A 13,760-nucleotide genomic window follows, 5' to 3' on the forward strand; every position below is an offset into this window, starting at 1 on the left:
GGTACTTAATTCGAGGTCATGCATGACACTCTCTATCGTACCAAGGGGGCTTTTTTTATGCACATCGCAAAAACTTCAATATAAACGCAATTTACTTTATAACAGGAATGCTCCTCGTCACTCCGTTCCTGCGGGAGAGAAAAGCGGAGGGGCTTTGCTCAGAGGCGGGTGGCATAAGACGAATCGGCCACGAAGGCGTTCTTTGCCTTCTTGGACGAGTTGACTTATGACATGTGCCTCTAAGCCCTGCAGCTGGACAAGTCTCACATTGGCTACTCTTCCCGCAGGAGTCTTCGTCATGCACTCCAATCAACCGCTGGAAAAGGCTGAATCTAAATGTTCACTTGAATAACATGTTAAAAACCCAATCAAGTCTAATCCTTTTATTCGAAATTACTTACTATTAAATTCTGTTCAATACAAACAAAAAGAGGGAACCAAAACGGCTCCCTCTTTATTGAAAAGTGGAAAATGCTATTTATCGCTCTTGCCTTCCTGTTTGGAGAAGGCTTTCGACAAGGCGTGGATGGCAAGCTCGAGCTGTTCGAGTTTCTTCTCAAGCTTGACGAGCAGAAAGAGAGTGACTGCAATCGGAAAACCGAAGTTACCCAGCAATTGTATGAACACTGAATATTCCATTGCGAGACCTCCTTAAAGATGATGTGTAATGCGGGGTCGGGCCTGTATAGGCGCTTAACTACCCGGGGCCAGGTCATAATCTAAATCAAGGCTGCAGGTTGACGGCTTTGGCAATCCCTGAGGCAATCGCTCCGGCAAGCCCCTGGATAAACGAGGCATTCTTTAAAAGGGAGGCGTCGCCCTCATGGTCAATGAACAGGTTTTCTAGCAGGATCGCAGGCATCGCGGTTTCCCTGAGGACGGCGAAGTTGGCTTCCTTCTGGCCGCGGTCACGGAGTCCGTAGCCCCCATAAAACTTCATGATTTCAGCATGGAGGACGTCCTGGCGCCTCCCTGTTTCAGTGCCCGACGTGCCGGGATAGATATAGCTTTCAAACCCAGTCCCGCCGCCGGCATTATGGTGGAAGGAGACAAAGTAATCAGCCCCGACCCCATTGGCAAATTGGGCCCGCTCTGATAGTCCGACATAGACATCCGAGGTCCGGGTCATGATGGCGTCCACGATATATTGTTCTTCAAGAAGTGTTTTTACCTTTGAAGCGATGGTAAGTGTCAGCTGTTTCTCCTGGAGACCGTTACCGGCTGCCCCGGGATCGTTCCCGCCGTGTCCGGGATCAAGTACAATCGTTGGCATACTGATCATCCTCCCTTCCTACGCCCAGTACCAGAATTGGGAACCGTAAGGATATTCGATGCGGCTGTCGACATGGACGAACGTGTTGTATTTGATGATGCCGCTGAAGCCGCATGTTTTCGCGATTTCGGCTGTCTGGGAAGGCGTTTTTCCTGAAGGGTTTGTATCGGATGCCACGCCGTACAGGTGCATGCTGTTCGATGCGCCGCCGACGCTGCTGTTGTGGCTGATGCTCCTGAATCCTGAGTTGATCGTAATCGGCACGTTGCCAAGCTTTTTGCGGAGGGCTTCAAGCTTATACATCAAGCGGCGGACATTTTCTTTTATCTGTGTGGAACCGACCTTCCCTCCGGAGAAACCGCTGCCGTCTTTTGAATAAAATTCACTGAAGCTGAAGTGGGCGGTCGACCCGTCGCTGCTTTCCAGTGAATTCAGCTTAGAATGGGTAGCGGGACCGGCAATTCCGTCCGCTGAGAGCCCGTAAGCACGCTGGAATCGTTTCACGGCGGCCTCGGTTCCGGGACCGAATGCCCCGTCTACTGCTACTCTCGTCTGTGAAGGGGAATCTGCAGCCCAGCCTGCAACACGGATCTGAAGTTCCTTTACATCACTGCCGGAATCACCATTTCTCATTGTTCTTGTCCAGTTCATCAAAACATCTCCCTTTTTTGGATTGCCCATCGCGCATTGTGAAGCGCTGAGGACGTGGTTTGGGTTGTGAGACATCCAAAAGGGATGCAGGATAAGAGCGGCCATCCCTGCCGCTTCTTACGCTGTTTTGTTTGCCTTACACCTTATAAAGAAGGAGAGAGGTGTCGATTTACAACCCGCTTCAGAAACTTTGTAAGAAAATCAAAAAGGACCAGTAAACACGAGGGGGAGACGTGTTTACTGGTCCTTTCGGGGCGCTTATTTTCGTAAATCAAACAATCCGGGAACGTCTTCGAGTGAATAACTGCGCACATATCCGATCACCTTGATCCTGAGTTCCTGTTCGAGATCTTCCCTGTTCTCCTGATGCGTCAGGCGCAGCGACTTTTTGATCTTCGGCTCGAAGCTCTGCACCACATTCACTTCATAAAGGCTGTCATCCTGCGCTTCTTTTACCATGTCATAAAGTGCGTTCATTTCAGTTCTCCTTCCTGAGATCTTCTTTTAATTTTGCAAAGGCTTTTTTATGGGATTTCGAAACAGCCTGCTGTGATACGTTCAGGATTTCAGCGATTTCGGTATCGCTCAGCTCCCTTACATAAGCGAGGTCAAGGATCTCCTTCTGCCGGTCTGTGAGTTTTCTGTATGCATGGAGGAGGCTGGCATCCGTGATCGATTCTTCCAGGCTTTGTTCGGGCAAAGGGATCGGCTCACCGTGCCCCGGTATCATGTCCTTGAAGGTACCGTCCTCATCACCGCCGAGCGGCTGATCGAGGGTCAAGAGCTGCCTGCCGCGGTGAAGGCGGATTTTTTTATCAAAATTGACACTATGAAAATATAAGGATGAACTGACATAGGAAGTGAATCTGATTCCGAAATAATGGGCCTTGAATGCTTCATTCAGGCAATCCTCCGACGATGCACTCGGCGACGTCAAAAATTCTCTCAAAAGTTCCTGGTGTTCGGGCCGGGTCATAAACGATTCCACTGCTTTATTTCCCTTTAAATCCGGGTAGATACGGTAAAATCTCTCTTTCAATGAGTCCATTTTTTTCACCACCATTAGAACGTATGTTCGGTTAAATTGTTAAAAAAAAAGCGGCGGATCCTGCTCCTGCTTTTAGTATATAAAGAAACCTTCATCAAAAAAATGACAACCTCATTGATTAATATCGTTCCAATGTACTATTCATTAAACCATAGAATGGATATTTTTGTGAAGGGCGGAAGGGACTAATTTTTGGGTGGGGAGGATGGAGATGGGAGTATGGACGTATTAGGTGTGCGGCCGGGTCAGAAGGGCTGGATTGGGACTGGCGGGCGATTTGATAATATATTTTGATTTTTGATAATAAAATGTCCGGTTTTGATAATATAATTGGATTTTTGATAATATAACCTCCGTTTTTGATAATAAACGCCAAGCCGGCGCTTGTTTCACTCCCAATTTCGCTGTATATGCTTCCTCACCGAACACAAAGGTCCGTCATTTCATCAAAAATGTGGCCGCTGCTATTGAAAACAGCGGCCACAACTAAAAAAATATCATCTCATCACGCTGCCGCCCGAAATCTTGACGGACTCGCCGACGATGTTTTCCGCAGCATCACTCAATAGATAGACGATCGTGTTTGCCACTTCTTCAGGGGAGGTCAGCCTTCCTGAGGGGATGCTTTCTTTTGCCAGCTTCAGCTGCTCCTCGTAGCTGCGGCCGTTGCGTTCCCCTTTGGATTTGATGGCGTTCCGTCCCATTTCCGTATCCACATATCCCGGGCACACCGCATTGACGCGTACGCCGTGTTCGATCGCTTCAAGGGCGAACGCCTGCGTGAAGCCGACCACCGCGAACTTGGATGCGCTGTATGCTGAGTTGCCGTGCGTACCCCGGAGCCCTGAGAGGGAAGCGATGTTGACGATAGAACCTTTTTCCTTGTCTTTCATGCCTTTATAAACGAGCTGTGTGAGTTCGACCAGTGAAAAATAATTGAGTTCCATGATGCCCCGCAGATCTTCTTCAGACAGGTTTTCAACGATGTCACCGCCGCCAATCCCGGCTGAATTGAGGAGGCCGGTGATCGGGCCGAATTCGTTTGCTGCGGCCTCGACCAGCTGATCGCGCGCCTGGGGCTTGGACAGATCCGCCCTGACCGCGAATACGTCGCCGCCCCCGCACTCCTGCTTCAGTTCACTCAATTTCTCTTCATTCCGTCCCGTGATCGTCACCCGCGCACCGGCAGCGACGGCTGCTTTTGCCGCAGCATACCCGATTCCGCCGGTCGCCCCGGTGATTAAAATATGCTGTCCTTCCAGCGTTTTATCATGAAATGGAAAGTTCATCAGAATTCCTCCTTTAACTATGTAATGTATGTTACCCGTGAAACCCTGGCGTAAAACGGCATAAAAAAAGAGCCCCGGACGCAGCCGGAGCTCATTACGTTCTACTCTTTTCCCACACCATTCATGATCATCTGCACCGTCATCTCGATCTCCTTCTCGTCATCCCAGTCTTCCTCGGGGAGGAACACATAGCGGACGAGCAGCAGGCCGAAGATGCTGGTCGCCGAGAAGCGCACCACAGCAGGTGACGGGAGGTCGATGATCTGACCTTTCTCTTTGTAGTGATCGACAAGTGCGGTGAATTTTTCAAAAATCTTGCGGGCGATATGTTCCTTGAACTGTTCCTTCAGTTCGGGATGGAACGGGATTTCCTGAATCAGGATTTTAAAGACGGTCATATTATCCTTCAGAAATTCCTGTCGGTTCATGATCATCGCCTTCAGGAAATCCTCATAGCGTTCGTATTTGGCGTCCAATACTTTATTGATATCACGGATCACGAACGGCGCGATCAGTTTGGCCATGGTTGGAGATACGATTGACAGAAGCAGATCCTTCTTCGTTTTATAATGACGGAAAATCGTTCCTTCGGCCACGCCTGCTTTCTTGGCGATCTGGCTCGTCGAAGTGGAGGCGTAGCCTTTTTCGGCAAACATCTCGATCGCAGCTTCCACGATCTTCTGCTGTTTCTCCGTGAACGGTTCCTCCTGTTCGAATAATTGCTTGAAAATATCTTTTTCCTCAGCCATGCGTAAACCCCTAACGTAGTCGTAGTACCTTATATTTTACGGTATTTTTTCAGCGCTGCAACATTGAGGATCATGAACAGCAGTGAAAATCCGGCAAGGACCGAGAGATTGAACAGCAGATCCCCGAAGCCGAACCCGCGAATCATCACATCCCGGAGCGCGCCGGCTGCATAATAGAGCGGCGTCAGAGGCCCTACCCAGCTGAGCCACTCCGAAATCGTATCAAGGTTGAACAGTCCGGAAAAAAAGAGCTGCGGTACGACGACGATCGGAATGAATTGCATCATCTGAAGCTCATTTTTTGCAAACGCCGACAGCAGGATCCCCAGCGTCAGTGCCGTGAACGAAAGCAGTACAATCACGATCAGTACGTTAAAAAAGCTGCCTGCCATCATCATATCGAGTATATAGATGGAAAACCAGGATATCAGCGCCGCCTGCAGCAGCGTCACAATCCCGAATCCAATCACATAGCTCAAGACCATCTCCCAAATCTTGATCGGCGAAGCCAGCAGCCTTTCAAGCGTGCCGGTCGTCCTTTCTCGTAAAAATGAGACCCCGCTCACCAGGAAGACGAAGAAGAACACGAAGAATCCAAGCAGCACCGGCCCGAACGAATCAAACATCCCCATGTCTTCATTTCCATATAAAAAGGTAACCCGGTCTGAGAGTTTCATAGATTGGGATGGAAAGAGAGTCTGGGCCTTCTTCAGCACGGCCCCGTTAACCGACGGGTCGCTCCCTTCGACGGTGATATCAGGCGTTTTGGAATCGTCAAACGTGACGTATCCGTCAAGCTCCCCGTCCTTCATCGCAGAAAGTGCTTCATCTTTATTTTCATAGCCCTCGAAATCATCGAGGTCAAGCTTTGCCTGGAGGGGCTGGGGTACATCGACCACGCCCACTTTCGGTTCATAATCCTCAGAGGAAAACACAAGCGAAAGCATCGTCAAAATCAAAAGAGGGGCGAGGAACATGAGCGCAAGCGTCCGTTTATCCCGGAAAAGCTGCCTGATGATGCGAACGACAAAACCGCTAATTCTCAAGAGAAACACCTCCATTTTTCAAAAATACGTCTTCGATGGAATCCACACCGTACGCGGATTTGATGGACTGGGGTGTGTCGCTCGAAATGATCTCCCCATGCTGCAGGAGCCCCAGCCGGTCGCAGCGCTCCGCTTCATCCATGACATGGGTGGTGATGATGATGGTCCGGCCTTCCTCTTTGAGTGTATGAAAACCATCCCATATCTCTTTTCGGAGCACCGGGTCGATCCCGACGGTCGGTTCATCAAGGAAAAGGACATCTGGATCATGGAGTAGGGCGATCGCCAGCGACAGCCTTCTCTTCATGCCCCCGGAAAACTGATGCACAGGCTTCTCGAGATGGGGGAGGAGGTCGACCAGCTCCATCACTTTCTCGATCTGCTGCTTCCGCTGCGCTTTTTTCAGCCCGTAAAGCGAGGCGGTGAAGTCGAGATTCTCCCTGGCGGTCAGCTCCTCATACAGGGCATCCGACTGTGCCATGTAACCGATCGAAGGATATAAAGTCTTTGCTTTCAGCTCGCTTCCCTTGAAGGTGACGGTTCCTTCTGAAGGAAGCTCAAGGCCGATCATCATTTTGATCATCGTCGTCTTCCCTGAACCGGACGGGCCGAGGAGGCCGTATATTTCGCCGGGTTCGATATCGAGGGAAACATTTTTCAATACATGCTGTGTTTTAAATGATTTTGAAACATCGTTTAATCGAATAATTGGGTTCATGATTTCACACCTTTCGTTGGTGATGTTTGGGTAGTGAGTGATTACTCACTTTTTAATATAAATGGTTTGGGTGGATTTGTAAAGTGAGTAATCACTCATTTATTTACCTTTGAATTCCGCTGTTGGTTTCCGTGAAAGACTTCGCTTTCCGCGGGTAGCCCGTGAGCCTTCTCGTCACTTCGTTCCTGCGGGGTCTCACATTAGCTACTCTTCCCGCAGGAGTCTTCGCCTTTCACTCCAACCAACAGCTGGAACAGGCTTAAAAGAATGATTACAAACCACAACGTAACTTTGTATAAAATAAAAAGCATGAAACATTCATCGAATGTCCCATGCTTTGGTGTATGCGTTCAGCTTTTTATTGATTAATCTACTTTGTCATTCTCCCACTGATAGCTCCAGAAGACTTCGGTGGTGACCCATTTCAGGGCTTCCGGGTCGTTTGTTTTCAGGCCTTTTTCGAGATCCTGCAGCATCCAGGCTGTCTGGGAGATGTGGGCTTTCAGCGTTTCGATTTTTTGATCCCTTACTTGGGTGATATCGTTGACGATATCCGGTTCGCCCAGTTCTTCGCGGCAGTCCTTGGAGAACGCCAGGCAGTGCAGTTTCGGACGTGCATCCTTCGGCAGGCGGCGCACCGCACGGACGACCGCACGCGCCGTCGCTTCGTGGTCGGGGTGGACCGAGTAGCCTGGGTAGAAGCTGATGATCAGCGACGGATCGAGTTCTTCGATCAGCTCCGTCACCATGTTGGCAAGCTTCTCATCGTTCTCAAATTCGAGCGTTTTATCTCGGTAGCCCATCATTCGGAGGTCTTTGATGCCCATCGCTTCGGCTGCTTTTTTGAGTTCTTTCTTACGGATGAGCGGCAGTGATTCACGGGTTGCAAACGGGGGATTCCCTAGATTGCGCCCCATTTCACCTAGTGTGAGGCATGCGTACGTCACAGGTGTGCCGCTGTTTATATGGGTTGAAATCGTTCCGGATACGCCGAATGCTTCATCATCCGGGTGCGGAAAGATGACCAGTACTTGTTTTTCTTTTTCCATTTTGGACTCTCCTTTCTTAATTAAACGGAGTTGGGCTGATCTCAAGTGCAACGGCAAGCTTTCCGTCAGCACCGTGACCGGCCATGAGCAGGCGGCCGTGCTCATCCATTTCGTAGTGGGTGAGGCCTTCTGCGTAAATCCAGCCAAGCTCGATCTTCAGACCGACACGGAAAGGTCCGTCCCCGATGATTTTCCCGTGTTCGTAATTGACCTTCGCATTGCGGATATAGGCGCCCGCATTGAAAAAGCCGTCGTTGAAATGAGCGGCGTACGCCCCGTTCGTCGTTTCCAAATGTATGTAGACATCCTGACGGGCGAATTGATTGATCAATCCCTGCGCGTCATCGATCTTGATCGGTTCCATTCCATTTCCTCCTTAGATACAGAAAAGACTCTTACGTATTATGTTCCATTTTACTAAAGTTTTTCGGTGAAAGCGAAAAGTCTGTTTAGAAGGCTGCCACGTTTTCAGATGGGGAGATGGGGGAAGCACCTGAGACAGCTTGGGTGGATGGAGAAGCTGGAATGAAAGGATATAAAGTCATTTTTAAATGGGTTTTGACAAATTTTCTTTTCTTTTAACCGAGCTGTACCTTTTTGCTTAAGGGAATGCCATTTTTAATACTATTCCTACTTTAAGCAGGCTATGAACACACCCCTCAAAGCCTGGAATATTAATATAGTAATATTAATTGCGCCACTTTCGATATTATTGCGCCAAATTTTATTTAATTGCGCCACTATCTTGATAATTGCGCCGAATTCCAATTAATTGCGCCACTTGTCGAAAAATCGTTATCCGCCGCCGGCCACTCCCGCCAAATGCACACACAAAAAAGGTGCCAGGCACAAATCATCCAATCTGTGCCTGGCACCCATACCCTAAAAGCAAAATATTATTTTTCAAAACGATTATAAGCACCATGCATAACCGGGCCTACATATTCGTTCAATTTAAAGCCGTGTTTGATCGCAGCCGTGACGAATTTTTTCGCATTTTGGACTGCTTCCTTCACATCCTGGCCGTTTGCAAGGTTGGATGTGATGGCCGCAGCGAACGTGCAGCCGGCGCCGTGGTTATAGGATGTTTCCACTTTTTCTTCTTCCAGCAGCGTGAACTCATTGCCGTCGTAGAAGAGGTCAAGCGCTTTGTCGTGTTCGAGCTGCTTGCCGCCTTTGATGATGACGTTCTTCGCGCCGAGGTCATGAATTTTCTTGGCGGCTTCTTTCATGCCGTCGATCGTTTTGATCGGGCCGGTCTGTGCAAGCTGGCCTGCTTCGAACAGGTTCGGCGTTACGACTGTCGCGCGCTGAAGGAGGTGCTCCCTCATGGCGTCGGTCGTTTCGGGGTTCAGTACTTCGTCTTCCCCTTTGCACACCATGACAGGGTCAATCACGACTTTATCCAAGCCGAATTGGTCGATTTTCTTAGCTGCAAGCTCGATGATTTCAACCGTTCCGAGCATGCCTGTCTTCATCGCGTCGATTCCGACGGAAAGGACTGTTTCCAACTGTGCTTCCAGTGTGTCGATCGAAAGCGGGTGGACATTATGGTGCCAGTGGTTGTTCGGGTCCATGGTGACGACAGTGGTCAGGGCGGTCATTCCGTACACGCCGTGTTCCTGGAATGTCTTCAGGTCCGCCTGGATGCCGGCGCCGCCGCTCGTATCGGATCCTGCGATTGTAAGGGTCTTTTTCAAAGTCATGGGTGATTACCTCCTATTGTCGTGTCCATTTTTTGTCTGAATAAAGGATATAATACTGCCGGCGTAATTACAAATGTTCAATCTTTTGAACCACGAAAAAAGCCCGTCCGTTATCGCGGGACGGGCTTTCAGTCAAATCAGAAAGGGCTGGCGTTATTCGCCCTTGCTTCTTTTGAAGCGACGATGACGAGTTTGCCTTTGTCGAGCTCTTCTTCGTAGGTATCGGCTTCGGTCTGGTTCATGCCGACGGCTTTCATTTTCGTACGCAGTTCATCACCGCGGCTTTTGAACAGGTTACCCATGCTTTCGATCATGCCCTGTTCCTTTACGCCGATTGATTCGGTGTGTGTACCTTCAGTGATGTCCTCTGAACGTTTTTTGTCATGTGCGAAGACATAAATGTCATCCTTTGTGAAACCTTCCGTTGTCAGTGATTCGATTTTTGTTTTCGCTCCTACTACGTTTTCGACGACTTCTACTTTATACATATTTCTCACCCTCCTTGGAAATTTGTTTCCTAATGTGTTCTTGTTCCTGCTTTTCCCGCTCATTTCAAATTAAAACTTCCATAATATAGCAATACATTTTAATAGAATAATTGTTTCCAAGATTCGACATATTTTCATATAATAGAGATAGAGGAAGGTGAAGGACTTGAGTACCCAATATGAAAAGATAAGGAAAATGGAAGGGATTTTGGAAGAGTTGAAGGCGAGTGAGAGAGAAACAGGCGCGACGGCGGCTGTTCAACATAGAAGCAGGAGCGGGAGGAACTCATGGAAGGTGATGACGGGAATTCTGTCGTTTTGGAAAAACAGATTTCTGCTCGTGCTGCTGGTGATTATTTTAGCAGTGGGAGGGACCGCGGCATTCATGTATACGTGGCTGTCGGGCTCCACTTTCACGGAGGAGAAGGGCTCGTTTGTTGAACGGATCCAGGATATGAGTTCGCTTGCGACCGCCCAGGGGTTTGTGAAGGCGGTCATCGAGCAGGAGGACAATCAGATTTTTGGAAGAGAAATCGGTGCGGATCTGCCCGGGACGAAGCGGAAGCTATTGATGGTGGTACCGGGGACGGTTCTCGCGGGTGTTGATTTACAGCAGGTTGATAAAAACGATATAGTGGTAGATGAAGAGAAGAAGGAAATCCAATTGACGCTTCCGCGTGCATCGATCCTCCAGGCTCCGTCACTCGACACGGACAATATCAAGACGTTTTCCGTGGAGGGGATCTTCCGGAGTGACGTTGACTGGAATGAAGGCTTTGCCCTTGCCGAAGTGGCCAAGGACATGATCAGCCAGGAAGCGGTGGACCAGGGACTTTTGCAGGCTGCTGAGAAAAATGCAGAAAAGTCGCTGAAAGGATTCTTTGAACAATTAGGCTATAAAGTGACCATCACGTACGAGAACTAGAAAGGATGTTCCGCGTTGTCATCTGCTGTTTTTAAAAATGACTGGTCTGAAGTCCTCGGGGAGGAGCTTCAGAAAGACTATTATCTGAATTTGAGAGAGTGGCTGAAGGGTGAATATCAGGCTTCGGCCACCCATCCATCGATGTACGATATCTTCAATGCGTTTCATTACACGCCGTATCAGGATGTGAAGGTCGTCCTCTTGGGGCAGGATCCTTATCACGGGCCGAATCAGGCGGAAGGGCTCAGCTTTTCCGTCAAAAAAGGCGTCAAGGTGCCTCCGTCGCTCCGTAATATGTATAAGGAACTTCACGATGATATCGGGTGTAATATCCCGCAGCACGGGTCGCTCGTCAATTGGGCGGAGCAGGGTGTCCTGCTTTTGAATACCGTCCTGACGGTGGAGGAGGGGAAAGCCCATTCTCACCAGGGAAAAGGCTGGGAGACGTTCACCGACAAGGTCATCACCCTGTTGAATGAACGCGAAAAGCCGATGGTGTTCCTGCTTTGGGGGAAACCGGCCCAGAAGAAACGTGCACTGATTGATGAATCCAGGCACAAAATTATCACTGCCCCGCATCCGAGTCCGCTGTCTGCCCACCGTGGTTTCTTCGGGAGCAGGCCGTATTCGAAGGCCAATCAATTTTTAAAAGAAAAAGGGATGAATGAGATCGACTGGTGCATTGAATAAGGCTCTTTTCGCATACATTGTTGCTTTTCACCCAAGAAGGATTTTCAGCTTGTCCGTCTGTTGTTTGAACTTGAGTTCGAAAAGAGCACGTCCAAAAGCTGCATTCAGGCTTCAAGCCGATTTCCGAAAGCAGCAACTTTTTTAGAAAACAGCCTTGAATAAAGAAGTTGTTTCACGTGAAACATTCCTTAACCCCTCGATCTGCAAGCGTGAGAGGGGTTTTAGTCTTGCAGGGAGGCTTTAATATGGTGGAAAATGAAAAGCGGATCAACTGCTTCAAGTGCCGTTACTTTTATACAACATGGGAACCAGCCCACCCGAGGGGGTGCAGGGGATACAGCTTCAAGACGAAAGCGATGCCGTCCACGGTGGTCCTTCAGTCATCGGGGCGTCCGTGTTTGAAGTTTGTCAGGAAACCTCAGTGAGGGCGCTGAACATATTTGATTATGCTTCCATTTAGAAGTAGGATATAGATAATGAACGAAAGCGTTGCGAAAGGAGGAAGCACGGAATGAATATTCCTCATCAAAGTATCATCAAACAAATGGAACGGGAGCTCGCAAAGGCAAAATCTGCGGAAAAATCACAGCAGATCCGGGAGCATATCAACTCGATCAAAGTGCTGTGCGAAGTCCTGCTTGAAGAAAACAGCCAGGCAGGAAGCTTCACCGCTCCCATCCAGCCGCAGCAGACCGTCCCATACATCTCCGCCCAGCAGCAACAGCCTGAACGGCGGCCGGTGCAGATCCAGAAGGACGAACCGCTGGAGACAGACGATGGAGCAAACGGGGATTCATTGTTTGATTTTTAATAAAATCGGGGGTATCCCCCTGAATACAAGTGGAGGAGCAGAATCATGAAAACATTCATTATCATCGGAGCGCTCAGTGCGTTCTTCTCGGTCGGCCTCGGGGCGTTCGGTGCCCATGCGCTCGAAGGCAAGATCTCTCAAAAATACATAGATACTTGGAATACTGGTGTCCTTTATCAAATGTTCCACGCAATCGGCATCATCATCATCGGTGTCCTGATGGGAACCGTCTCACCGACATCCCTATTATCATGGTCGGGCTGGCTGATGGTGATCGGGACGATCCTGTTCTCGGGAAGCCTGTATGTCCTGAGCCTGTCCGGCATCAAGGTGCTTGGAGCGATCACACCACTCGGGGGAGTGAGCTTCCTTGCAGGGTGGATCCTGCTTGTGATCTTTGCGGCGAAGACGATGTAGGGATTTCCGGCTCTTGAATGATAAACATAGAGAGACTGGGGCAAGTATTTTAATCTAAGTCAAACCCGAACTAGTTAGAAATTAGTTCGGGTTTTTTAATAGTTTTATACAGATGGGTGTTTATAATTAGCATGTTCCAGCGGTTGATTGGAGTGCAAGACGTAGACTCCTGCGGGAAAAGCGTGTTAGGTGAGACCCCGCAGGCGAAGCCGAGGAGGCTCACCAACCGCCCGCGGAAAGCGAAGTTTTGCACGGAAATCAATAGCGGTGATCAGAGTCTGATTTTACTAGCACACAGGTCTAACAAACCCAATTTAATTCTCGTTAAGCTTCTCAATTAAATCCTTCCATAAATCATCCCAGGTACCGTTGAATTCTTTCCATTGACCGTCCTCTAATACTTCTAACACTTTCCCTTTTCCTGATATAAACTCAATCGTCCTGTCATCGTCTTTATATGTGACGATCGGCAGCTCAACTTTGATTGTATTGATTTGAGGATGCTTCCGTAAAAACATTTCGTAATCAGAAGCATCATCAAGTCCTTTTTGCACTTCCTCGCCTATCAATGAGTTCACTTTCGAGTGTCGTAATTCTTCTGCCAGTCCTCTTTGTTGATGCAGAGTCTCAAAAATGTCCTCAAACGTGATGACTCTTGTTTCGGTTGTGATTTTTTTATGTTGGTTGAATGAATACAGTTTCGTATGGGCCACTATATGCGTGATATTTGCTAACACAACGATGAGTATGACCACGCCCAATAGGATACTGATTTTTTTCATGGATTTGTCCCCCTCGGATTGCTGCAACTTTTCCCTTTTTTAAAAAATAGCTACCTATATTTTACCATATGATGCTATCAATCTTGTGTTTTCCGAGTCGAATGAAAGGGGGATGCAA

Annotated in this window: 19 protein-coding genes; 5 read left to right on the top strand and 14 right to left on the bottom strand. The window is 48.7% G+C overall.

The genetic code is table 11. From position 1 onward, the window contains the following. Positions 1–474: 474 nt before the first annotated feature. From ACKA06_RS12680 to ACKA06_RS12740, 13 genes are all read right to left on the bottom strand, one after another. The gene (locus ACKA06_RS12680; RefSeq protein ID WP_141771974.1) at positions 475–639 is read right to left on the bottom strand and encodes a YvrJ family protein; all 165 of its coding nucleotides are present in this window, start codon (positions 637–639) and stop codon (positions 475–477) included. 85 nt (positions 640–724) lie between these two features. Further along, positions 725–1,273 carry an N-acetylmuramoyl-L-alanine amidase family protein gene (locus ACKA06_RS12685; RefSeq protein ID WP_032086999.1) on the bottom strand — a complete coding sequence of 183 codons (549 nt, stop codon included), beginning with the start codon at positions 1,271–1,273 and terminating at the stop codon, positions 725–727. 18 nt (positions 1,274–1,291) lie between these two features. Beyond that, entirely contained in the window at positions 1,292–1,924 is a 633-nt protein-coding gene (locus ACKA06_RS12690) for a D-Ala-D-Ala carboxypeptidase family metallohydrolase (protein WP_411159809.1), read from the bottom strand. A gap of 258 nt (positions 1,925–2,182) precedes the next feature. Further along, positions 2,183–2,401: a hypothetical protein gene (locus ACKA06_RS12695; protein WP_411159810.1), complete on the bottom strand. Its 219-nt coding sequence runs from the start codon at positions 2,399–2,401 to the stop codon at positions 2,183–2,185. A 1-nt stretch (position 2,402) separates the two neighbouring features. Further along, a complete protein-coding gene (locus tag ACKA06_RS12700) occupies positions 2,403–2,972 on the bottom strand; it encodes a sigma-70 family RNA polymerase sigma factor (protein ID WP_411159811.1) in 570 nt (189 codons plus the stop codon). Between the two features lie 497 nt (positions 2,973–3,469). Next, positions 3,470–4,261: an SDR family NAD(P)-dependent oxidoreductase gene (locus tag ACKA06_RS12705; protein WP_411159812.1), complete on the bottom strand. Its 792-nt coding sequence runs from the start codon at positions 4,259–4,261 to the stop codon at positions 3,470–3,472. 101 nt (positions 4,262–4,362) lie between these two features. Beyond that, complete coding sequence (locus tag ACKA06_RS12710) at positions 4,363–5,010, bottom strand: TetR/AcrR family transcriptional regulator (protein WP_411159813.1); 648 nt, start codon at positions 5,008–5,010, stop codon at positions 4,363–4,365. A gap of 29 nt (positions 5,011–5,039) precedes the next feature. Then, the gene (locus tag ACKA06_RS12715) at positions 5,040–6,056 is read right to left on the bottom strand and encodes an ABC transporter permease (protein WP_064567912.1); all 1,017 of its coding nucleotides are present in this window, start codon (positions 6,054–6,056) and stop codon (positions 5,040–5,042) included. After that, entirely contained in the window at positions 6,046–6,774 is a 729-nt protein-coding gene (locus ACKA06_RS12720) for an ABC transporter ATP-binding protein (protein ID WP_214872357.1), read from the bottom strand. The genes ACKA06_RS12715 and ACKA06_RS12720 overlap by 11 nt, the downstream gene beginning before the upstream one ends. A gap of 365 nt (positions 6,775–7,139) precedes the next feature. After that, positions 7,140–7,823, bottom strand: coding sequence for a bacillithiol biosynthesis deacetylase BshB2 (bshB2, locus tag ACKA06_RS12725; protein WP_032086992.1), 684 nt, complete (start codon positions 7,821–7,823; stop codon positions 7,140–7,142). A gap of 16 nt (positions 7,824–7,839) precedes the next feature. Then, positions 7,840–8,187 (bottom strand): YojF family protein, encoded by a 348-nt coding sequence (locus tag ACKA06_RS12730; protein ID WP_411159814.1) that lies wholly within the window; start codon positions 8,185–8,187, stop codon positions 7,840–7,842. Positions 8,188–8,719: 532 nt separating this feature from the next. Next, a complete protein-coding gene (pdxK, locus tag ACKA06_RS12735) occupies positions 8,720–9,529 on the bottom strand; it encodes a pyridoxine/pyridoxal/pyridoxamine kinase (protein ID WP_411159815.1) in 810 nt (269 codons plus the stop codon). Positions 9,530–9,666: 137 nt separating this feature from the next. After that, positions 9,667–10,017, bottom strand: a complete 351-nt coding sequence (locus ACKA06_RS12740; protein WP_032086989.1) for a general stress protein — start codon at positions 10,015–10,017, stop codon at positions 9,667–9,669. Positions 10,018–10,174: 157 nt separating this feature from the next. Here ACKA06_RS12740 and ACKA06_RS12745 point away from each other — a divergent pair, with 157 nt between their 5' ends. The 5 genes from ACKA06_RS12745 to ACKA06_RS12765 all read left to right on the top strand — a co-directional run bounded on the left by ACKA06_RS12745 (position 10,175) and on the right by ACKA06_RS12765 (position 12,860). Next, on the top strand, positions 10,175–10,942 hold the full coding sequence (locus ACKA06_RS12745; RefSeq protein ID WP_411159816.1) for a DUF4230 domain-containing protein: 768 nt from the start codon (positions 10,175–10,177) through the stop codon (positions 10,940–10,942). Between the two features lie 15 nt (positions 10,943–10,957). After that, positions 10,958–11,632, top strand: a complete 675-nt coding sequence (locus ACKA06_RS12750) for a uracil-DNA glycosylase (RefSeq protein ID WP_411159817.1) — start codon at positions 10,958–10,960, stop codon at positions 11,630–11,632. Between the two features lie 245 nt (positions 11,633–11,877). Then, positions 11,878–12,057, top strand: coding sequence for a uracil-DNA glycosylase (locus tag ACKA06_RS12755; RefSeq protein ID WP_411159818.1), 180 nt, complete (start codon positions 11,878–11,880; stop codon positions 12,055–12,057). 86 nt (positions 12,058–12,143) lie between these two features. Then, positions 12,144–12,443: a YwdI family protein gene (locus ACKA06_RS12760; RefSeq protein WP_411159819.1), complete on the top strand. Its 300-nt coding sequence runs from the start codon at positions 12,144–12,146 to the stop codon at positions 12,441–12,443. Between the two features lie 45 nt (positions 12,444–12,488). Further along, positions 12,489–12,860, top strand: a complete 372-nt coding sequence (locus tag ACKA06_RS12765) for a DUF423 domain-containing protein (protein ID WP_411159820.1) — start codon at positions 12,489–12,491, stop codon at positions 12,858–12,860. Positions 12,861–13,174: 314 nt separating this feature from the next. Here the strand turns inward: ACKA06_RS12765 and ACKA06_RS12770 are convergent, their stop codons facing one another. After that, positions 13,175–13,642 (bottom strand): hypothetical protein, encoded by a 468-nt coding sequence (locus ACKA06_RS12770; protein WP_411159821.1) that lies wholly within the window; start codon positions 13,640–13,642, stop codon positions 13,175–13,177. Positions 13,643–13,760: the final 118 nt, after the last annotated feature.

Origin of the sequence: Rossellomorea oryzaecorticis (assembly GCF_045897515.1) — a bacterium.
GTDB classification, from domain to species: Bacteria; Bacillota; Bacilli; order Bacillales; family Bacillaceae_B; genus Rossellomorea; species Rossellomorea enclensis.